The 21,924-nt window shown below is 55.7% G+C and carries 17 protein-coding genes; 3 read left to right on the plus strand and 14 right to left on the minus strand.

What is annotated here, in order from left to right; translation table 11 throughout:
* Positions 1 to 95: 95 nt before the first annotated feature.
* Entirely contained in the window at positions 96 to 656 is a 561-nt protein-coding gene (locus FOE74_RS06245) for an NUDIX hydrolase (RefSeq protein WP_149097734.1), read from the minus strand.
* Positions 657 to 752: 96 nt separating this feature from the next.
* Entirely contained in the window at positions 753 to 1,568 is an 816-nt protein-coding gene (locus FOE74_RS06250) for a TIGR04290 family methyltransferase (protein ID WP_149097735.1), read from the minus strand.
* Positions 1,569 to 1,774: 206 nt separating this feature from the next.
* Between FOE74_RS06250 and FOE74_RS06255 the strand changes: the two genes are divergently transcribed.
* Positions 1,775 to 2,569, plus strand: a complete 795-nt coding sequence (locus tag FOE74_RS06255; protein WP_149097736.1) for a polysaccharide deacetylase family protein — start codon at positions 1,775 to 1,777, stop codon at positions 2,567 to 2,569.
* Between the two features lie 113 nt (positions 2,570 to 2,682).
* On the opposite strand, the gene FOE74_RS06260 is transcribed toward FOE74_RS06255, so the two are convergent.
* From FOE74_RS06260 to FOE74_RS06310, 11 genes are all read right to left on the minus strand, one after another.
* Positions 2,683 to 3,561: a 3-keto-disaccharide hydrolase gene (locus tag FOE74_RS06260; RefSeq protein WP_149097737.1), complete on the minus strand. Its 879-nt coding sequence runs from the start codon at positions 3,559 to 3,561 to the stop codon at positions 2,683 to 2,685.
* Positions 3,562 to 3,719: 158 nt separating this feature from the next.
* Entirely contained in the window at positions 3,720 to 4,847 is a 1,128-nt protein-coding gene (locus FOE74_RS06265) for a CgeB family protein (protein ID WP_149097738.1), read from the minus strand.
* A 575-nt stretch (positions 4,848 to 5,422) separates the two neighbouring features.
* Positions 5,423 to 6,553, minus strand: a complete 1,131-nt coding sequence (locus FOE74_RS06270) for a CgeB family protein (protein ID WP_149097739.1) — start codon at positions 6,551 to 6,553, stop codon at positions 5,423 to 5,425.
* Positions 6,543 to 7,682, minus strand: a complete 1,140-nt coding sequence (locus tag FOE74_RS06275; protein WP_149097740.1) for a CgeB family protein — start codon at positions 7,680 to 7,682, stop codon at positions 6,543 to 6,545. Before FOE74_RS06275 ends, FOE74_RS06270 begins: the two co-directional genes overlap by 11 nt.
* A 341-nt stretch (positions 7,683 to 8,023) precedes the next feature.
* Positions 8,024 to 9,148 carry a glycosyltransferase family 4 protein gene (locus FOE74_RS06280; protein ID WP_225840707.1) on the minus strand — a complete coding sequence of 375 codons (1,125 nt, stop codon included), beginning with the start codon at positions 9,146 to 9,148 and terminating at the stop codon, positions 8,024 to 8,026.
* Positions 9,138 to 10,175: a Gfo/Idh/MocA family protein gene (locus FOE74_RS06285; protein WP_149097741.1), complete on the minus strand. Its 1,038-nt coding sequence runs from the start codon at positions 10,173 to 10,175 to the stop codon at positions 9,138 to 9,140. The genes FOE74_RS06280 and FOE74_RS06285 overlap by 11 nt, the downstream gene beginning before the upstream one ends.
* Before the next feature lie 242 nt (positions 10,176 to 10,417).
* Positions 10,418 to 11,422, minus strand: a complete 1,005-nt coding sequence (locus tag FOE74_RS06290) for an MDR/zinc-dependent alcohol dehydrogenase-like family protein (RefSeq protein ID WP_225840708.1) — start codon at positions 11,420 to 11,422, stop codon at positions 10,418 to 10,420.
* 2 nt (positions 11,423 to 11,424) lie between these two features.
* Positions 11,425 to 13,494 carry a GDP-mannose 4,6-dehydratase gene (locus FOE74_RS06295; RefSeq protein ID WP_149097742.1) on the minus strand — a complete coding sequence of 690 codons (2,070 nt, stop codon included), beginning with the start codon at positions 13,492 to 13,494 and terminating at the stop codon, positions 11,425 to 11,427.
* 45 nt (positions 13,495 to 13,539) lie between these two features.
* Positions 13,540 to 14,658, minus strand: coding sequence for an NAD-dependent epimerase/dehydratase family protein (locus FOE74_RS06300; RefSeq protein WP_149097743.1), 1,119 nt, complete (start codon positions 14,656 to 14,658; stop codon positions 13,540 to 13,542).
* Positions 14,659 to 14,685: 27 nt separating this feature from the next.
* Entirely contained in the window at positions 14,686 to 15,399 is a 714-nt protein-coding gene (locus FOE74_RS06305) for an SDR family oxidoreductase (RefSeq protein WP_149097744.1), read from the minus strand.
* 1,227 nt (positions 15,400 to 16,626) lie between these two features.
* Positions 16,627 to 17,937 (minus strand): hemolysin family protein, encoded by a 1,311-nt coding sequence (locus FOE74_RS06310; protein ID WP_149097745.1) that lies wholly within the window; start codon positions 17,935 to 17,937, stop codon positions 16,627 to 16,629.
* Positions 17,938 to 18,157: 220 nt separating this feature from the next.
* Between FOE74_RS06310 and FOE74_RS06315 the strand changes: the two genes are divergently transcribed.
* Positions 18,158 to 20,386: a protein-disulfide reductase DsbD family protein gene (locus FOE74_RS06315; RefSeq protein WP_225840709.1), complete on the plus strand. Its 2,229-nt coding sequence runs from the start codon at positions 18,158 to 18,160 to the stop codon at positions 20,384 to 20,386.
* Positions 20,387 to 20,667: 281 nt separating this feature from the next.
* Here FOE74_RS06315 and FOE74_RS06320 read toward each other — a convergent pair whose 3' ends face one another.
* On the minus strand, positions 20,668 to 21,198 hold the full coding sequence (locus FOE74_RS06320; protein ID WP_149097746.1) for a DUF4385 domain-containing protein: 531 nt from the start codon (positions 21,196 to 21,198) through the stop codon (positions 20,668 to 20,670).
* Between the two features lie 77 nt (positions 21,199 to 21,275).
* On the opposite strand from FOE74_RS06320, the gene FOE74_RS06325 reads away from it, so the two are divergent.
* Positions 21,276 to 21,842, plus strand: coding sequence for a hypothetical protein (locus FOE74_RS06325; RefSeq protein ID WP_149097747.1), 567 nt, complete (start codon positions 21,276 to 21,278; stop codon positions 21,840 to 21,842).
* Positions 21,843 to 21,924: the final 82 nt, after the last annotated feature.

Raw genomic sequence — 21,924 nt, forward strand, 5'->3', positions numbered from 1 at the left:
AGCCAGGAAAGCAAAGCTCTTTTTCACCTCTCGGTTTTCCGCCGGAGGCGTGGCTTTCCCAGGCCGGAATCTGCGCCCCACCCTCTGGCAAAAGGCTATTTCAAGGCCTGCAGGTGCTTCAACGCCAGAAAACTGATGGCCACCGACCCCGACACGCAGATCTCGCCGTCCATGATCTTAGGCAGTACCTGGTCTATGGGTACCCGTACCACTTCAATGTCTTCGGTGACGTCTAACAGCTGGGCCTGCTCAATGCGCACGTTCTGGGCCAGGAACAGGTGCAGCCGGTTGGTGTCTTTGGCGGGGTTGTCATGCAACACGCCCAACGGGATAAGAGGCTGAGTGAGTACGGCGCCTGTTTCTTCCAGCAACTCACGGGTGGCGGCGTCCTGGGCCTGCTCCTGGTCAGGGAAAAAAGAGCCGGCGGGCAGCTCCAGGAACACTTTGCGGGCGGCGTGTTTGTATTGGCGCACGAACAGCACTTCCTGCTGCTCGGTTACCGGAAATACGTACGCGCCGTCTGGCCGCTCACTCACAAAGAAATCATCTACCATATGCCCGTTGGGCAGTTCCACCTCATCGCGGCGCAGGGTGTACCACTTATGTTTGAAAGCAATATGGGAGCGTACTAAGCGCCAGGGGCGGGGAGTTGACATTTTTTTGATGGGTAAGCGAATGAAAATAAGCCGTTCCTGGGCTTCTTTCTAGAAAACAGGCCCAAAACGGGCGCAAGTTGCAAAAATTACCTGAGTCTATTGGGTCAAGGTACGGTTCTTATCGCCTACCTTGGCGGCTACGGCTTCCTGCCAGGCCTGGCCGGTGGCCGAAAGCAGCTCTGAGTTGTTCCAAAGATGGCTGCTGTTCTGGTTGCTGGCATCAGGTTGGCACAGGTACACCTCATGGCCGGGGCGCTGGGTGACCTGGAGGCCGCAGGAGCGCAGCATGGCCTCAATGCAGGCATGGTTGGGTGCCCACCAGTTGGTGACATCGCCGGCCAGCTTCTTTTCTATGAAGGCCATTTTGGGGTAGCCGTTCTCCAGCATGATCTCGCGGCCGTGGAAATGGATATCCTCAGGCAGTTCCGTCACCTCCTCGCCAGGCATGGTCAGGGTCTGGAACACCATGAGGCGGGTCACTTTCTGCGAGAGGATGTCTAAGGAGAGCAGCGGGTAGCGCAGGTGGTAGAGCACGCCCATGTACCAGATCAGGTCAAACTTCTCCTCTAGCCGGGCCACGTCATACACCTGCATCTGCCGGAACTCCACCTTGTCTTCCAGTCCGCATTGCCGGGCTACCCAGGCGGCTTGTTTCAGGTAGTGCGGGTCTACGTCAATGCCCAGCACCGTGGCGCCGCGTTTGGCCAGTTCCATGGTGTAGAACCCGGCGTTACAGCCCACGTCTAACACGCGCCAGCCGGTCAGGTCCTGCGGAATGAAAGATTCAATCTGCTGCCATTTAAAGGCCGGGAAGTCTCCTAAGGTATGGTCGGGGGCGGTTTGGGTACCGTCTGGTAAGTGCAGGTTGTGAAACCAGGGGCCAAGATTGGCGATTTCCTGAGTAAGGTCCATGAAGGGGTGCTGGGTTAAAGGGTCGTTTCAAGCGGTTCTACGGAAAACAGGATAGTAAAAGTTATATGTAGCCGAAGACTTGTTTGGGGGCTGGAAAAGGAAGCTGGGTCTTTTACGGGTAAATCGCTATCTTACAAGGAAGAAGGGACCGCAACTCCTCCGTTTTTCCCTTCAAATAGCCAGACCTTTACTTAACGCCTTTTCCCATGTTGCTTAAAAGAGTTTTCCCCTTCTTTTTCTTCTTGGTCAGCCTTACCGTGGTGGGCCAGGACTGGAACAAAAAGCGCAGTGCCGTGGTGCTCACCTATGACGATGCCCTGAACGTGCACCTGGACCAGGTGGTGCCCGCCCTGGATTCGGTCAAACTGAAGGGGACCTTCTTTTTGACGGCTGCCGCACCGGCCTTCACCAAACGCCTGCTTGAATGGAAGAAGGTGGCCGGCAACCAGCATGAACTGGCCAACCACACCCTGTTCCACCCCTGCGACGGCAGCAAACCCGGGCGCAACTTTGTGACCCCAGACTATAACCTGGCCACCTACTCGGTGCGCCGCATGACCGATGAGATCAGGATGACCAATGCCACCCTGCAAGCCCTGGACGGCAAGAAAGAACGCACCTTCGCCTACCCCTGCGGTGACACCCACCTCAACGGTGTCCCGTATCTGGATGGCCTCAAAGCCGAATTGGTGGCAGCCCGGGGCGTGCAGAGTGAACTGGTGCCCATCAAGGCCACCAACCTCTACACCCTAGGTTCTTACATGATCAACGGCCAGACCGGCGACGAACTGATTGCCCTGGTGAAAAAGGCCATGGACACCAACAGCATGATTGTGTTCCTGTTCCACGGCGTAGGTGGCGAACACTCCTTGAACGTTTCCCTGGAAGCGCACCGGAAACTGCTCCAGTTCCTGAAAAAGAACGAGAAAGACATCTGGACCACCACCTTTCTGGAAGCCGCCAAACACCTGAAAGCAAATGCTCCTGCCGCTAAGAAATAGCTGGGTTCTTTTTGGAGGTAAGCTTTTATGATTTTCGTCTGTTTTTGAGAAAAGAGCCTGAAGACAGTGGGGTGTTGGTTAATTTCCTCTGAAACCTGGTGTGGAAGTTCAATCTAGAAATAGGCCGCATATTGTTTTGGCAGCTGAGTCAGGGGTTTGATCAGGATGTCTTTGTAGTACACCTCGGCGGCTTCGCTTTGGATCTGGATTTTCCCTTTGGTGAGCGGGCGGGCTTGCCCGTTTTCTACGTAGCGGGAGTTTTGCAGCACCATCACTACCTGACCGTTCACAATGTGCAGGCTTTTGTCCTGGAAGCAGATGAGTTCCACCTCGGTCCAGTCATTGTTTTTGCTTTCGCGGTCTTCGCTGCGGAGGCAAAACCCATCGCGGCCAGAGCCGGTGCCTATGGCCAGGAACGGCTGCCCATGCCCAGCCACTGCATTCATCATGCCTTCGGGTAGAAAGGCCCGTATGTCCATGGCAGAGTTGGCGATGTTCCAGTAATCACCGGTGTGGCCCTCCATGATCTGGAACTCCTGGGAGAGCATCCAGGCCCGCCAGTAATCTTTCCCGGCCTCGCCCTTGGAATGGTACAGCACCCCAGAGTCCTTCAAAAGGTTTTTCCGGGGATCAAACTTCTGCTCGCCCCATTTGTATTTGAGCTTGAGGTGATAGTTCTCGTACTCCTGTTTGGTATACACGCAGCCGTACACCTCGCCGCTCACCTTCAGCAGGGGCTCGCCTTTTTCCTCTACCACCGTGAACACCTGCTGGCCCTTAGAATTATAGCCAATAGGCGCTATCTCTTTCCCCTGCGCATCTGTGGGCACCTTGCCATTGTAGCCCACTTTGTGCCGGTAACTCAAATAGGTATCCCATTGCGAGAGATTCTTGTCCAGCAACGGCGTCCATTCTGGTTTGGGCAGGAAGGAGGTGAAAGAAAGGCAGGCGAAGAAGAAGAGGCTACAGACCATAAAGGAGATCGCTTTCATAGGGTGTCAATAAGATGGAATACGCATGGAACCATGAAGATAGCAGAATCTGAATGCCTTGGTGAAAGGCTCAGGAAGAAACCTCAACCCTGTAAACAATTTCGGCCCGTTTTTCTCAAAACAGGCCGAAATCACATTCCCATAATCTCCACTAAGGTTCAACTCCCCAACTCCATTTCCTCTTCCCGACTCAGGACTCCTGACTCAGAACTCAGGACTTCATAAACGTAGCTTTCCAGTTCCTGCGCGCGGTGGGCGGCGGTGTGGTGGGCCAGGACTTTCTGGCGGGCGCGTTCGCCAATGGCCAGGCGTTCCTCTTCCGGTAAATCCTTCAGGAAGCCCAGGGTGTCTTCGGCGGAGTAAGAAACCAGAATCTCCTTCCCGAACTCAAAGATCTCATCCAGCCCGTCCCAATAATCGGAGATGATGGGGGTGCCGCAGGCGGCGGCTTCAAAGAGGCGCACGCTGGGCGAGTAACCGGCCTTGATCATGTCGGCGCGGGTGATGTTCTGGGTGAAGCGCTGGCGGTTGTAGAACTGGCGGTGCTCGGCGGGCGGCAAGTGGTGGATATGTTCACAGTTCTCTGGCCACTGCACCGTCTCTGGGTACTGCGGACCGGCCACCACAAACGAACCCAATGGCCACTGGCGGGCTGCATCCAGCATGAGTTTCTCCAGCGGCGGCTGACGGTCATCTGAATACGTGCCCAGGTAACCCAGATTCCATACTTTCTCCTCGTGCGGCTCCTGATAATAAAGCTCCGGGTCAAACGAGCAGTACAGCGGACGCGCCATAGGCGAACCATACTCTTTCTCCAGTTTCTCCAGCGTAGGCCCGCCGGTAAAAGAGAGGTACATGTCGTACTGCGGAATAAGGCGGGGATGCAGGTATTCGTAGTCTTCCCGGGCCAGCTTGGCCAAGGTCACGGGCGTATCAATGTCGTAGAAACCCGTCACGCCCTGCGCGGTCTGAATGGCCCATTCGCCCACGGCCACGCCCTCGGGTACGTAAGAGCCTACCATCATAAAATCGGCGGCGCGCACCTGCTCCGTGAAGCGGGACTGGAGATCTTCCAGAGATTGGTACAGTTCCGTCTGGCAATAGCCAGGGTTAGGCAGATCGCGGCTAGAGGCGTACCACGGCACGTCGCGCTCCAGGAACAGGATATGGTGGCCGCGGTTGCGCAACTCGCGCACTAAGCCTCTAAAGGTAGTGGCGTGCCCGTTTCCCCAGCTAGAGGTAATGGACAAACCCAATATGACGATGTTCAACGGTTTTTGAGGCATATTTTTAGACACAAGTAGCAAGATTCAAGACACAAGACTTTTCGTTTATAGGCGGTTTTCTCAAAGGCAGCTCCCCAACGGACCCTTCCGTTGGCGCGAACCTCCGGCTCGGGTCCGCCTGCATATCAAAGAATTAAGTTTCCCTCTTTCGCTCTTTCGGATTTATCAATCCGAAAGCACTCTGTCGGGGATTTCCTAATCCCCGTGCCTGGTACTCTTGCGCATGGTTCTGTCGCGATTGATAAATCCGCGACAGAAGGGTTCGGGATTTATAAATCCCAACAGCAAAAAAGAACCGAACACCAATAGGTCCCAAACAGCAAAGAAATTTATAAAAGTGCGAGGCCTAATAACCTTCTTGTCATCCTGAAAGGATCTTGTGAGCAAGCGGTAATAGCGTTTCTCCAATGCTTTTCTAGTTCGCTCACAAGATCTTTCCAAGATGACAGGAGGGAGTGAAGGGGGCATTCTCTGCAATGCTTGTTGACAAAGGCCGGAGGCTCGCGCCAGCGATACCCAACAGATATTTCCGTTTAGGGGCTGTTTTTCTGAGAACAGCCCCTAAATGAATTCAGTTAGGAAACTACTTCCTTCGTATCGGTAGCCGCAATATTGGTTTTGGTGCGGGGCGTGGTCAAGAGCAGCTGCTCCAGTTCATCGGCGCGGTGGCTGTAGGTGTGCTGGGCCAGTACTTTTTTGTATGCGGCTTCGCCAATAGCTTTGGCGCGTTCCGGGGTTAAACCTTGCATGAGTTTCGCTACCTCTTCACCGTCTTTGGCCACCAGAATCTCAGTGTCCGGTTCGAAGAAGAAGTCAATGCCTTCCCAATAGTCGGTGATGATGCAGGCGCCGGCGCCGGCGGCCTCAAACACGCGGGTGGCCGGCGAGAAACCGTAGCGGGCCATGCTCTCGCGGCTGATGTTCAAAACTGCTTTGGGCGTGCAGTTGAAAGCATTATGCTCTTTGGTGTACACGTGCCCGATGTAGTTGACGTTCGCGCTCATGGGTTTGTCCCCCCAGCCGCTGCCCCCGATGATGAATTGCTGCTCAGGTAATTTAGCGGCTACGTTTAGGAAGAACTGCTCTACGCGGGCTTCGCGGTCTGGCAGGCGGTTGCCCAGGAAAGCGAGGTCACAGTGGAAACGCTCCTCAGAGGCCACCGGGAAGTGGGTGGCGGTGTCCAGGGCGTTGTAGATGGGAACGCATTTTCTGGCGCCCAATTTGGCGTATGCGTTGATGACCGGGTCGCCGCCGCCGTAGGTCAGAATGAGGTCATATTGCGGAATACAGGCTCTAAACGGATCAGCGGGATCGCTTTCCACGCGGTCCAAGGTGGCGGGCGCATCTACGTCCCAGAAGATCACCAGCCGGTTCTCGCTTTGCAGCTTGAGTACCTCAGCCTCCAGCAGTTCGTCAAACACGCCCACCCCGCTGGCTTTCACCACTACATCGGCCGTGGCCGCGTCTTCCAGTACATCATACACCGCTTCCTCCGTGGCGGGGTACACCACTACTTTGGCGTACTCGGGGTCTGGGATGTCGCGGTTTTCCTGGCGTTGGTAGGCATCAGGCTCATAGAAGGTGACCTGGTGGCCGCGCGCGTGCAGGGCCCGCACAATGCCGCGGTAATAGGTGGCGGCCCCGTTCCAGTACGCTGAGACCAGACTAGAGCCGAAGAAGGCGATGTTGAGCTTTTTATTCTGCATATGCGGCGGCGGATTTAGACGATGATTTGATTTTCTCAGGGGCAATGCCCAGTTCTTCGCAAATGATTTCCAGTTCATTCACGCGGTGCGAGCACGAGTGCCGGCGGTTGATGGTGCGTAAGCCGTTGGCTACCATCTCTTGGGTGCGGCGCGTGTTCTGCAAGACGTTTTGCAGGTGTTTTTTCATTTCCCCGCCGTTTTGGGCGACCAGGAAATCTACGCCGGGCGTGAAGAGGTTCTCAGCGTCTTCCCAGGGGGCCGTGATCAAGGGAATACCGCAGGCCAGCGCCTCAAACGGCCGGATGGTAGGAATACCCGGCAACGCCTCTACGTATGGACGGCGGGGCACGTGCACCGTCACCTTGTATTTAGCGAAGACCTCCGGGGCCATGTAGTTGGGCAGCCACTCACCGTATTCAATGCCGGCCTCGGCCAGTGATTTGATGGCATGGTCTGGGTAGCGTACGCCGTAGACCTTGGCTTTCAGACCCAACTCTTTCACGGGGTTCAACAGGAACTCATGCAGTTCGGCGGTGCGCTCCTCGTCGCCCCAGTTGCCAATCCAGACCAGGTCGCCTTCGGTCTCAGTTTTGGTGCGCGGGAAGAACACCCGGGTATCGGCGGCTTCGTGCCAGGTCCAGGCGTTCTGGGTCCAGCCTTCTCGCAGGTATAGTTCTTTGATCACATTCCCGAAAGCCAGCACCCCGTCATAGTGGGTGAGGTCATAGGCGGCCATGCTGTCGCGCTCGGTCACGGCCCGGTGGTGGGTGTCATGGAACAAAAGGCGGTAGTTGTTTTGGCGGCGGTGCTCGCCCACCAGGCGCACCAGATCATGGTCGTTCCACTCGTGCATGAGCACTAGATCCGCGCCGGCCAAAACCTGGTCTAAATCAAGGCTTTCAAGGTCATAGAAATTGGTTTGGAGGCCCGGGTAATACTGTTGCAGTTCGTCCAGTTTTTCCTCGCCGTACTGCGATGTGAGGTTGCTGAGGCTCCAGCCGTCTTTGGGTTCATAGACCTGCACCTCATGGCCGCGGCTTTTGAGCTCCTGCACAATGCCCCGCAGGAAGTGGGCGTTGCCGTGGTTCCAGTCAGAGAGGAGGGAGTGGTAGAATAAGACTAATTTCATAGGTATGTGGGTTGGAGGCGGGTAACTACGTTAGAGACCAGCCTTTTTAGTTTTTCATTGTTCTCTGTTTCTCTGGTTCAAGTTTTCAACTTGGACCTACAATGGGGGCAGTTTGTAACTGCCGTAAGGGTGTAAGCCTCAAACAACATTGGTTGATATTCCCCCTTTGAAGGGGGCGCAGGGGGATGTTTACACAAGTTGAGTCACGCATTGCTAAATTCTATTTGTTCATCTAGAATAGTCTCCGCGGATGTAAACACCCCTCTTTATGAACTCCGCTCGCTGCCTCAAACTCTCGTTTGGGCAATCCTCAAGGGGAGAATCTACTTGTTCAAATACTTTCACAAAACCTCCACCGGGCCAGACGCTATGGCCTTCTCGCTTTTTGGCAAGGCCGCGTAGGCTTGCAGGTATTCCTGGGCCATGAGTTGGGAGGTATAGTCATGGGCTTTTTTCACCGCCCGACAGGCCATGATGTTGCGAAGGAACTCATCATGTACCAGCTTCTGGAGGGTGGTGGCCAAAGCCTCCGCGTCATCCGTACCCACAAACTCAGCTGACCGGTCCCAGACTTCTTGGAGGCTGTTGATTTTGCCCAGCACCAGGGCGCAGCCCGAAAAAGCGGCTTCCAGCACCGATAACCCGAAGGGCTCGTACTTGGCGGGCAATACGTACACCGAAGCCCGGGAAAGCCAATCAGCGATCTCACGCGGCGACAGCTTGCCCAGGAAATGCACGTTCTTGAAAAGCTTGTTCTGGCCCGTGGCCGGATGGGTGCTATCGCCGGCAATGTAGATGGGCCAGGAAACCTGGTCGGCCACCTGGGTGAGCAGGGCAATGTTCTTGGCCTCGTCCCATACGCGGCCCATGCTGAAGATGAAGGGCTCTTTTCTCCCGAAGTGGAAGTGGTGCGGATCGCGGCCGTTGTTAATGACCTTCTTTTCCGAAAAGGTACCGTAAACGGCCTCGGCCTCCTGCAGCATGGCTTGCGTGGGCGCCACTACCAGGTCTGCGGCGCGCAGGCCTTCGCGTACGCGCGACAGGTAATAATCCCTACCGGTAGGGGCGGGTTCGCCTTTCACGGCGCGCCACCAGGTCTGCACGCACGAATGGATGACCATGAGCACGGGCTTGTTCCAGGGCAATTGGCCGTGGCAGAAGTTGTTGAGGTGGATGAGGTCGGGGTCTAGCTGCTCGTTCAGTTCCAGAAGCCACTCGCCGGCCTTGTCCACCTCGGCCCAGGGGTAATCCATCCACTCCAGCTGGTAGGTGCTCTCATAGACTGTGACATTGGTGAGGGCCACCAGTTCCTGCCGTTGCCGCAGAGTAATGGCCGCGCCCATGGTGGCCAGGTAAAAGTGCACGTTGTGCGGCGCCATGGCCCGGATGAGCTCTAGGCTGTAAGTCCAGACGCCGCCCACGGTATCCGTGGTCATGAGCACGCGCCGGTGCGGTTTATCTGCCATAGATACGGTCTAACACTTCTGCTACTTTCACAAACTGCTCAGCCTCTTCATTGAATTTCTCGCCTTTGGCGACGCGCTGCGCCCATTCCACGCCGGCCCGTCCGCCCCATTCATCTGGGGGGGTAACCAGGGTTTCGGTTTTGGTGCCCCAGAACCGCTCGGCCACGAAGTCATAGAAAGAGCCGTTCACGTTCTTGAACGCCGCGCCGCCGTTGGTGCCGTAGAACGTAGCGCTGATGATGGCTTCCTGCCCGGCGGGCAAATTCCAGGAGCAGCTTAATTGCACGTGCGGACCGGTGGCCAATTGAATGCTGGCGGTGGCATAATCTTCCACGGTATCTGCCGCAGAAGCCAGGCGCTTGCCTTTGGAGAAGAGGCTGCTGGTCACGGTTTCCACCTCCGGGAAATCCAGGGTCCAGAGGGCCAGGTCCACCAGGTGTACGCCCAGGTCAATCACGCAGCCCCCTCCTGACAATTTAGGGTCATAGAACCAGGCTTTGTCGGGGCCATAGGCGTTGTGGAAGACCAGCTCCACGCCATAGATCTCACCCAGTTCACCGGATTTCACCAGGTCATACACCTTGCGCATGGCTACGGTGCTGCGGTAAGAGAGGTCCACGCCCAACAAGGTATCCGCTTTACGGGCGGCTGCTACCACGCGTCTGGTTTCCTCGGCAAACCGGCCCAGGGGCTTCTGGCAGAAAACGGCTTTGCCTCGCTCTAAAGCCTTGATGGATTGCTCGGCATGGAATGCGCTGGGGGTGGCAATGACCACGCCGTCTATATCCTCAGCTACTAACTCTTCCAGGGATTGATTCACGCGAGCGTCAGGGGCAGTTCTGAGGACTTCCTCCACATTCTGCGGCACAGGGTCCACCACAGCGGTTACTTCGGCCGCGCCGGCTTTGGCAATGGCTTCCATGCGGTTGCGGCCAATCCAGCCAATGCCGAGAAAGCCGAGTTTCAGCGTATCGGTAGGGGCCTCTATTTGGGTGGTGCTTGGTTCTAGTAAAGTATCTTCAGACATAAGGTTATCTGTTTTAGGGTCAGTGGTAGGGTTGGTAAAAGCAAAAGTTTTCCGCCTGTTTTATGAAAAGCAGGCGGAAAACGGATTTGGATTGCTGTTGTTGTACGGACAGGTCGCGACCTGTCCTTGCGGTAGTTCAAAGCAATACAGGTTGCTTATTGCCAAGATTGTTGGGCTGTGGCGTGGGGAACGTTTAGGACAGGTCGCGACCTGTCCGTACTACCATCGCATCGCATTTGTGATTACATGGTCACAATGGCCTTCATGAAGCCGTCTGGTCTTTCCACCAAGGCGGCGAAGGCCTCGTCCATTTTCTCCAGCGGGAAGGTGTGGGTGTAGAGCAGGTCTGGGTTCAGGCGGCCGCTTTCTACGGCTTCCACGGCTTCCTTCATGCCTTCCAGGTACATCTGCGGGTCGCGTTCGTGGGCGTTGATCACGTCCAGGCCGCGCCAGTTCCAGAGCTGGATGTTCACCTGGCGCATACCGTCCTGGTGGAAACCGGCAATGATAAGGCGGCCGCGTTCTTTGGTCAGCTCTCCCGCCAGGTTCAGGGGCCATTCTTTGCCGGTGCACTCAATCACGCGGTCGCAGAAAACACCACCAGTGAGTTCTTTCACCTGCTCAATGATCTTGTAGTGGTCATCCATGGTTATGGTTTCATGGGCGCCGCACTGTTGGGCAATGTCCAAAGAGAACGGGCGCTGGGAGATGGCAATAACCCTGGCTCCCGCCTCTTTGGCCAATTGAACCAACAAAGCCCCTAAAAACCCGATGCCCAGAATGGCCACGGTCTGTCCGGCTTTGATGTCTGATCGTTTGAAGATGTTCAGGGCGCAGCCCAGGGGCTCGCCGGGGAACGGTTTGCCGGCCAGGGCCGCTGGCAGTTTCACCACGGCGGTGGCCTCTGCCAGGTCATAGGCGGCGTAAGAATTGTAGGAGAGCGCGGCCACGCGGTCGCCTTCCTGAAAGTCTTTCACCTCGGCGCCTACGGCGTCAATAACTCCCCAGCCTTCATGGCCGGGATTGCCCGCGGCCACCGGGTAGGTAAACCACTCGCGGCCTTCCCACACGGGAATGTTGGAGGCGCACAGGCCGCAGCCTTCCAGTTTGATGCGTACCTGGGTGGCAGATGGTTCTGGCAGCGCCACCTCCTGGATTTCTACTTGCTGGGGTGCCGTCAGTACCGCGGCGGGCATGGTGGTGGCCACCGCGGTGTCTGGGGTGTCTTGGAAAAGAGAAGTTTGCATGGTTAAGCTACAGCTACGTTATCGGTTTCTTGCTCCACGGCAGAGGAGGAAGGTACTTCCAGGGAGACCTCCAGGCCTCTGGTCTCGCAGAGCCATTGGTACAGTTTGGCCACGCCTTCGGGCACGTTGTTCTTAGGGTACCAGCCGGTGGCCTCATGGAACTTCTGAATGTCAGAGACATAGTAATGCTGGTCACCGGGCCGCCAGTCACCAAAGCTCAAGTTTACTTTTTTACCGCGGTAAGTGCCAATCAGGTCCAGTAATTCCAGCAGGCTGGTGGTGTTTTTCACGCCGCCGCCAATGTTGAAGGCCTGGCCAGACAGCTCCTGGATGTTCTCCTGGGCCAGCAGGAAGGCATCCACTAAGTCCTCCACAAAGAGGATGTCGCGCACCTGCTTGCCGTCGCCGTAAATACTGATGGCTTTGTTCTCAATGGCCCTGATGGCGAAGTGCGCCACCCAGCCCTGGTCTTCGTTGCCGTACTGGTGTGGACCGTAGATGCAGCTCATCCTGAACACCACCGCCGGAAGGCCGTAGGTCCGGGCGTAGTCGATCACGTACTGGTCGGCGGCGCCTTTAGAGCAGCCGTACGGGCTATGAAAGTCCAACGGACGGGTCTCAGAGATGCCTCTGGCCAGAATGTTCTTATCTGAGGGGTTGTAGCGGGTTTTGTCTGGCAGGAACTGGAGGTCTTCCAGGCCGCCGTACACTTTGTTGGTGGAGGTGAAGACCAGCGGGGGCGGCGTTTTCTGCGCCCTGATGGCTTCCAGCACGTTCACCACGCCGCGCGCGTTGATCTCAAAGTCCTGGATAGGGCCGGTCAACGAGGTGGTCACGGCTACCTGCGCCGCGAAATGGTACACTTCATCGGCGTACTTCATCACCCGCTTCACCGATTGCAGGTCCCGGATGTCACCCACGTAGACCTCCAGCTTGTCGCCGTAGGTTTCATGGAGCCACTGCAGGTTGCGTTCCACGCCGGTGCGGGAGAGGTTGTCAAAGATCAGGACGCGCTTGCCCTGGTCCAGAAGACGCTTGGCCAGGTTGGTGCCCACAAATCCGGCCCCGCCGGTGACAATGGAATAACGCTCCTCTTCTGAGAAGTCCGTCTTGCGGCGGATGAAGGAGAACTTGTGCAGGTTTTCCAGGCCGTTTTCGGCCCAGAGGCGGTAAAGCAGCTTGGGAGTGCCGTCGGTGTGTTTCAGACCGAAGAAATATTCGCGGTCATCCACGTGAAACCCGCCCACGGTGGAGCGGTCCAGGTCCAGGTCATGCAGGCTGTACCAGTAGACTTTGTCTACGGGCGTCTGGCATACGTTGCGGAACTCCTGGAGCTGCTTGAACTCATCATGCTGCCAGGTGGAGAAGCCGGCCTCGGTGATCCAGAGCTGGGCGGTGGATCCATGACGGTCCAGCACCTCGCGCACGCGGGCGATGTTGGTTTCCCAGCCTTCCCACATCTGGTCAAAGACATCGGGGAACCCGTGAATGCCCACGGCGTCAATGTACTGCATCACGCCGCGTTCAAACATGACCTGGAGCCAGTTGGGGTCAATGGGGCTCATGCCCCCCAGCACGGTTTTTTTGCCGCGATGCTGGGCCCAGTGGGCGGCATTGCCGATCATCTCCGCGAACTTGTGCCAGCTGTGGTCCAGGGTGTAGTCGTATTCAACTTTGTTGTTGGGCTCGTTCCAGAGTTCCACCCACTCAAAATGCGCGCCCAGGTCCGTGATGATCACGTCCAGGAAATCGGCGTACGCCTTGAGGTCACGGGGGGGAGAGGAGGTTTTGGCCACTTCGCCCAAGGAGGGAGGCGTGTACAGGAAGCAGGGCAGGATCTTTACCTGCTGGGCCAGCGTGGGGATCAACCAGTCATACCAGGCTTTGCCGGTAGGCGTGTAGTAGTCGGCCCAGGAGATGCCGGTGCGCAGTTCAGTCACACCCAATTCCTTGAGTTCTGAGAGTACTTGCTCCACGCGGGCATGTTCGCCCACCTGGAACCATTCTACCACCCCAATGGTAGGGGCGGCGAGGGGAGTATGGATAGGTTGTGAATTTGCGGTTTGGTTCATAGCGTTTTTAAGCTTCTTTGGGGAAAACAGGTTACAAACGCGGCTTTATACCGTCAAGCCCCGGGAGGCTAACTCAGCGCTTGCTTCGCTCACGCGGTCATAGGCAATCTGTCCCTCCAGCCAGTCGGCCAGTTCTGTTAAACCGCTGTTGAACTCTACCTGCGGATAGAAGCCCAGTACTTCTTGGGCCAGGCTGATGTCAGCGTAGCAATGCCGGATGTCGCCTACGCGGTATTTGCCGGTGATCTCTGGCATTAAATCGCTCTTGCCCATGACCTCGGCCAGGCGCTCGCCTATTTCCCTGATGGTGTAGTTGTTGCCGCTGCCCACGTTGAAGACCTGCCCGTTGGCTTCTTCTTTCTCCATGGCCAGGCGGCAGGCCAGGGCCACGTCACGGACGTGCACGAAATCACGCTGCTGGTTACCGTCTTCAAAAATCATGGGCGCGTTGTTGTTCAGGAAGCGCGAGGCGAAGATAGCCAGCACACCGGTATAGGGGTTAGAAAGCGCCTGCCGCGTGCCGTACACGTTAAAGAAACGCATGGCCACCGTAGGAATGTTGTAGGCGCGGCCCACCATGAGGCAAAGGCGCTCCTGGTCATACTTAGACAGCGCGTAAACGGAGGAAAGGCACGGAATCTTGGACTCTGGCGTGGCCACGGGGGTTAAGGTTCCGCCTTTGGCGTCGCTCAGTTCCCAGTTGCCGGCTTTGAGCTGCTCCAGGCCCCGCTCGGCGGCCATCACCATCTCACCGGAAGTGGATTGGTACAAGCCTTCGCCGTAAATGCTCATGCTGGAGGCCACCACCAGTTTACTCACTGGTTTCTCAATAAGGCACTCTAACAGCACGGCCGTGCCGATGTTGTTCACATCTGTATATTCCTTGATCTCATACATGCTCTGGCCCACGCCCACCATGGCGGCAAAGTGGAACACGGCGTCTACGCCTTCCAGGGCTTTGAGTACGGCGGCTTTGTCGCGCACGTCGCCTACCTGCAGCTCTACCGCCGGGTTCAGGTATTCTGGGCGCTCGCAGTTCTTGCCGTGCACCTGCTCAGAAAGATTATCCAGGGCGCGTACCTCGTACCCAAATTGCAGTAGCTCATCTGCCAGGTGCGATCCAATAAAGCCAGCACCGCCGGTAATCAAGACTTTCTTTTTCATAATGGTAAAGGGGAAATGAAAGGGGAATTAGAAGGGTTGCGGGGTTGGGCGGATGGTCAGGTGGTTCAGGGAGACATGCCGCGGCTGCTTCAGCGCGAACAGCACCGTCTGGGCCACCTCGTCTGCCGACAAAGCTCCGTACCCGATGGATTCAACTGTGTTATAACCTGAAATGGTGTTCTCAAAAAAGTGGGTGTCGGTAACCCCCGGCGCCACCGTGAGCACGCGCAGCACCGGAACGGTCTCCTGCCGCAGGGTCTCGGCAATGGTGTTCAGCGCGGTTTTGCTGGCCGCATAGATGCCGCCATACGCATAGGTCTGCCCGGCCGAGACCGAGCTCAGGATGACCACGTCGCCGGCGCCTTTCTGCAGCATGCCGGGGGTAAAAGCCCTGATCAGCCGCAAGGGGCCCATGAGGTTCAGGTCCAGTACGGCCTGCCACTTGGCCGGGTCGCCCTCGGTTAATTTCTCATGGATGCCACGTCCCGCGCAGCACACCAACAGGTCTGGGTGGCCGTAGGTTTGGGTCACGTGGGCATACAGGGCGTCTATGTGCTGCGGATTGGTGACATCACAGAGGACGTGGTCAACGGTAGCACTTCCGGACCCGGGAGAGACGTCTGCCACCACAACATGCATTCCCTCAGCGGCTAACGTTTCTGCCACGGCTTTGCCTATTCCAGACGCTCCGCCGCTGATCACGGCAATGGGAGGGTTTGAAGAAGGGTGGGCTGCTGTCATGGAAGAAGATGCTGGCGGAATAATATATAGTTATTTTACTTTTGAGTGTTCTTGGAAACGAGGGAAAGCGGCCTTGGGTTGTTGTGAAAGAGCTTTATGGGTATTAACCGCAGAACCATGGCGCTTATTTTGCCAGGCGTTAGAACCTCATATTAAGTGGCTATTCCCCTCACCTTCAGATTATAAAAGCTATGGGAAGGGAAGATCCTGGGAACCAGGTACGGTAGGCGGCGGCAAGTTCTTCCGGTAGACGCGAGATCTTTCTCAATGGAACCCAGGCTGAAGGAAAAGACCCATGGCTAGCCAAGCTTTCCCCTGCTTTTTCAGGAAAACAAGATTAAAACTCAAGCTCCTGTACCCGTAGTAATGGCGGCCCAGAGGAAAGGCTGGTGTAGCAGGCCAGAAACAAAATTGGCACAGGCCTTAGAAATCTTGGAGATCCTGTCAGGTCTGTTGAAACTTGCGACATTTCTATCAGGTGTCTTTTAGGTAAAGAAAGCCGCGGAAGTAAATCCACACCATCATAAGCCATGGTAAGGCAGTTACAAACTGCCCGTCAAGGTAGGTCCAAGTTGAAAACTTGAACCAGGGTAGTGTTGGGAAGAAGGTATATGACCAGCTAGAACTCGTTATGGCACGGAGTACCTTTCGTGGCTAACGATGTAAAAAGATAAAGGCACGGTAATAAACCCGCGCCATAGAGACGGGAGCCAAGACCTCACAGGTTTTGAAAACCTGTGAGGTCTATTACAACCTGCTCACGCATTGCCTGTTCCAGTCTTTCCTTCGAGCGCCTCGCTTTTGGCCCTAGAAAGGCTAATACTAAGAAAGAAGAACCCATCAGGCCGAAAGGGCAGTGCGAGAGGGGAAGACGGGGCCCCGCGGCCGTGAGCGCTTAGCGGCAGCTATGGAAAGAGCTGTACCTGGATCAACGCTGGAAACGGAACAGCGAAGAGAATAACGTAATGCGTGCATAAAACCGTTTTGAGCGGAAAAGAGGCAGGAGAAGGGTTTGAAGTGAACATCACAACAGCGGTACATATCAGTAAAGGGTTCTAATCTGCAAACGTGAGACAAGGCAGTGCCTTGTCTCTACAATCATCCATAATGGCAGAATAGCCTGAGCAACTGCCTACCTCAGACAAAAAGCAACATCAAAAAAAAACGCCTCTAAAACAGCAGAGCAGTTTTAGAGGCGTTTTCAGAAAACAGCCTGAAAAGGCACGCTTACAATATATCGTCTCGTTTGTCTTCAGTGACGGTGAGCAGCACCGATTCCACATTACGGTCGGTTTTCTCCAGCACTTTCAGCTCATATACCCCGTGGACCACGGTCTCCCCGATCTCTGGGATGCGGCCGTAGATCATGTTCAGGTAGCCGCCCACGGTTTCATAGTCCTCGCCTTCCGGCAGCGGGTAGGGGAGGTCATCATTGGCATCGGTGATGGAGACGGCGGTGCTGACCTTGTATTCAAAATCACCTATTTTCTCAATCAACGGAACTTCCTCGTCGTACTCGTCCTGGATTTCGCCTACCAGTTCCTCAATGATGTCTTCAATGGTGACAATACCCGAGGTACCGCCAAATTCATCAGACACCACGGCAATGTGCATGCGGTTACGCTGGAAGTCTTTGAGCAGGCGGCTGATTTTCTTTGTTTCCGGCACAAAGTAGGCCTGGCGCATAAGTCTTTCCAAGCTCACCTGTTCGCCCGCGCGCAGCACTACCAGCAGGTCTTTCACATAAAGAATGCCCACAATGTTGTCAATGGTGTCGCGGTAGATGGGCATGCGGGTGTAGCCTTCGTTGAAGACCACGTTGAAGATCTCCTCCTCGCTGGCATTCAGGTCCAGGGCGATGAGCTTGGTACGGGGCACCATGATTTGCTTGACCATGCGCTCATTGAACTCGAACACGTTCTCAATGAGTTCTTGCTGGCTGCCGCCAATCTCGCCGCTCTCGGCGCTCTGTTCAAACAGTAGGCGGAGTTCCTCAGCGGTATGCACTTCTGAGCCGTGCATGGGCGTGATGCCAATCTGTTTCAGAATGAAGTTGGAGAAGCCGTTCAGCACCCAGATAAAAGGCAGCAGCACGTAGTACACAATCCGCAGCGGGACGGCCACGGCCAAGGTCGTGGCTTCGGGGCGCTGGATAGCCAACGATTTTGGGGCCAGTTCCCCAAACACGATGTGCAACACGGTGATCACCGCAAAGGAAATAGGCAGAGCAATCTTATGGGCCAGCACCGGGTCTGGGACAAAGCCCATGGCGTGCATGATCTCAATGACGATCTCAGAGACCACGCCCTCGCCAATCCAGCCCAGCCCCAGGGAGGCCAGGGTAATACCCAACTGAGTAGCGGAGAGATAGGCGTCCAGGTGCCCGATCATGTGGTGGGCAATCTTAGCTAATTTATTTCCTGCCTGAGCGCGAAGCTCAATCTGCGAGGAACGGACCTTTACCAAGGCAAACTCAGCGGCTACGAAGAAACCATTGAGTGCCACCAGAAACAGGGTCAAAAAGATATTGAGGATCATAGGTGTGGGCGCTCCTTTAGGGGTGGCAAAGGAACGTTTGCTTCAAATTTAAGGGTTTATTAGCACTATCAAAGTGTCTGGGCTCGTTTCCTGTACGTGAATGCTGCCAGAAAGTAAGCCGCCCGCTTCCAATTGGGGAGCCTTTTGGGGGTAGGTTCGGGTTTACGGGGTATTTATCGTATTTTTACCTCTTCATTATCAGTAGAAAGAAATAAACCAAATGACAATAGTCTGGAAACGCATGTGGGGCGTGTTGCTGCCTTTGCTCTTTTTAACGCTGGCGGCGCAGGCCCAGGTGCTCAAGCCTTCTTCCTGGAGCTATGATGTCTCCGCCACAGAAGCAAAGGTAGGAGAGGAAGTAGAGCTGATCTTCAACGTGAAGATCATTCCGGAGTGGTACCTCTATTCTTCAGACTTTGACCCTGATCTGGGGCCCATAGTCACCACCTTCACCTTTCAGAAACACCCCTCTTACACGCTGGTGGGCAAGATAAAGCCCGTGAACCCCAAGAAGAAGTTTGACCAGATGTGGGGCGGCGAGTACACGTATTTCACCAAAACGGCCCAGTTCAGGCAGCGCGTAAAGGTCTTGCAACCCACGCTGGTGATCAAAGGAAGCTACGAGTTCCAGGTATGCTCAGAGGTGAACGGCCAGTGTATTCCCGGCGAGGGCGACTTCCATTTCAACCAGATCAAAGTAGTGCCTGGCACCGCTGCCCCGGCGCCGGCACCCGCTGAGGGGGCTGGCACAACTACCGGCGGCGGTGCGGCCCCAGGAGCCGTTGCCCCAGCAGGCACCACCGGCGCTACTACCCCGGCTACCACGGCCGTTACCCCATCGGCCTCGGCTACGGTGGCGGGCGCGTCAGATACTTCCCTGCTCGCGGCTGGAACCCCTCCGGCGGCTTTCCCTGAGGCCCCCGACAGCGGGCGTGCCGCTTTGGCTGCTTCCCCAACCCCGCAGGCCACGTTGGCCGGAGCTACTATTTCAAGTCCTGCCGCGCCCCTTGGCCTGTGGGAATTCATGGTAGGCGCTTTCTTGTCGGGTATGTTGGCGTTGCTCACACCCTGCGTGTTTCCCATGATTCCTATGACGGTCACGTTCTTTACCGGCGGCAGCCCCAGCCGGTTCAAAGGCATCATGAAAGCTTTGGTGTATGGGGTATCCATTATTGCGTTTTACACCCTGATTGGGACTTTGGTGGCTAAACTGGCCGGGCCTGAGGTGGCCAATTTCCTGAGCACGCACTGGCTCCCCAACCTGCTGTTCTTTGCTGTGTTCCTGTTTTTTGCCATGTCTTTCCTGGGCATGTTTGAGATCACCTTGCCACACTGGCTCGTGAACAAAGCAGATGCCCAAGCCGACAAAGGCGGGTACTACGGCGTGTTTTTCATGGCCATCACCCTGGTGTTGGTTTCCTTTTCCTGCACCGGGCCCATTGTGGGGTCTATCTTGGTGATGTCAGCGGGGGGCGAGACCATCAAGCCCATTGCGGGCATGTTCGCTTATTCCATGGCATTTGCCTTGCCTTTTACGCTGTTCGCTATTTTCCCTCATTGGTTGGGTTCGCTTCCTAAATCAGGTGGCTGGCTCAATTCCGTGAAGGTCTGCCTGGGCTTTATTGAGTTGGCGCTGGCCCTCAAATTCCTGAGCATGGCCGACCAGGTCTACCACTGGCGCCTGTTGGACCGCGAGGTGTATTTGGCCCTGTGGATCGTGATCTTCTTTTTGATGGGCTTGTATCTGCTGGGCAAACTCAGATTTTCGCATGATTCGGCCTTGCCTTATTTGGGCGTGCCCCGGCTGTTGCTGGCTATCCTCACCTTCGCGTTTGTGGTATACATGGTGCCTGGTTTGTTTGGCGCGCCTTTGAAAGCCCTGGCCGGCTACCTGCCGCCGCAGGCAACCCAAGACTTCAACGTGACGGGTGGTGCCGCGGGCGGCGTGGCCGAAAGCACCATCTGTGAGCCCCCTAAATACGCTGATTTCCTGAAACTACCCCATAACCTGCAAGGGTACTTTGACCTGGAACAAGCCAAAAAGTGCGCCCAGGAGCAAGGCAAGCCTATCTTTGTGGACTTTACCGGACATGGCTGCGTGAACTGCCGTGAGATGGAGGCCAACGTGTGGTCAGACCCGCAGGTGTTGAAGCGCCTCCGCGAGAACTTTGTGGTGCTGGCCCTGTACGTAGATGACAAAAGCGAGCTGCCGCAGAGCGAATGGTACACCAGCAGCTATGACCAGAAGCAGAAAACCACCCTGGGCAAGAAGTACGCCGACTACCAGATCACCAAGTTCAACGTGAATGCCCAGCCGTACTACGTGCTCATGGATGAGAACGAGAATCCTCTGGTGACCCCAGTGGCGTATGAGAAAGACGTGCAGAAATTCATCCAGTTCCTGGATGCCGGCGTGGCTGCGTATAAAGCCAGACTAGCTGCGAAATAAGATAACCCTGGATTTGATTTTAAGGAAAAGCCTCAGATTTCGTCTGGGGCTTTTCCGTTTTCGGGCTTTTCCCTTGAAATAAGCCAGATAACGGAAAGGTAGAGTTCCCTCTCCCTCTGGGAGAGGGCTAGGGTGAGGGGGTTTTTATTAGAGTTGATTCGTTTTATGTCGTCAACAGTAAAGGAATGGAGTTTTGCCCTCATCCTAACCTTCCCCTACAGGGAGAAGGGGCTTGGTCTTCTCAATTTTAGGCTTCATTTCCAGAATTGAAGCCTAAAACGCTACTTCTCATAATAGCAGTCTTTGAACTCCTGCTTCTGCCGAAGATACTCTGGATGGTCCTTGGCCCTGAACCAGTACTCTTTGAAGATGGCCGCCGCCTGGGCTTTCTCGCTGGTGAGGGCATCTTCTTCCTGCGGCAGTATCTGGTTGCCCTTGTGGGCGCTGCCCGAGGAATAGGGGTAAGGTAGGTCTTGGTTGTTATCTTCCGGAGAGGCTTGGTATTTGCGGCCCCCTTTGTGATTGGCATAGCGGCGGGCGCGGGTGAAGCCCATCTGCAGGAACTTACGGGCCATGTCGGCTCCTACGAAATCATGCTGCTGCAGGTAGGCTTCAAACAAGGTGAAGATCTTGTGGGCCGAGGAGGTGGCTACCTCCACGTTCCTGAACCGCCAGTGGGGCAGAATCTCGCTTTTATAGGGCTCTACCAGCAGTACCCCTTGTTCGCCCACGCCCACCCGGTACAGTTCAGGCTGCTCCCGGAAGTTGACTTGCTTGAAGTCCAATGCATAATTGAAGCCGTTTTTCGCCATATTTCGCCTCTAAAACCAAACAGCACCCTACCAACGTCTCTTTGCGTATGCAGGGTGTTACCAGACTAACCTTTATTATGAAAAGATCCTCCCTGTTTTCTATAACCCTGTATACGCTACTGACCGGCCTATTGCTTGCCCTTGTTTCGTGCAATACCACGCCCAATGAACGCAAAGAGATCGCGAACCGCGAGATAGACAAGCTGGACGAACGCGCCGATCAGCTGGCCAACAAAACCAAAGAAGAAGCCAAAGAAGCCAAAGAGGCCCTGGCCCGGCGCAAAGCCGAAGAAAAGATCAGGAAAGCCCGGGGCCCGGTAGCCGGCAAACAGCAGCAGATGGAGCAAGAACTACTAGGCGATTACCGCAACCTGTCCCAAGTCTCCGCCGACAGCCTGCGCGATGCCTATACCTATTTCCTGCAACAGGTGCGGGGCCGCAAAGATGTCTGGACCATGGAAGACTGGGATTACGCCAACGGCATTTACCGGCAGCTCAATGAGCGCGAAAAAGCCCTACACGGAGACATCATCCTGCGGCACGCCACCAAAATAAAAGCCCTGCAAGCGGAGTACCTGGCCCTGGAGAACCGCGCCGACCTCAAAGATTACCAGCGCATCAAGAAAGAGCAGTCCGGGCAATAAGGCTTTGGCATTTCCATAGGGAAGAGGTTGGGCCGGTTGCAGCCGCCGGATATTCACTCAGGTAAGGCTTGGTTCTGTTTTA

Origin of the sequence: Rufibacter glacialis (genome assembly GCF_008271745.1) — a bacterium.
In the GTDB taxonomy this organism is placed as follows: domain Bacteria; phylum Bacteroidota; class Bacteroidia; order Cytophagales; family Hymenobacteraceae; genus Nibribacter; species Nibribacter glacialis.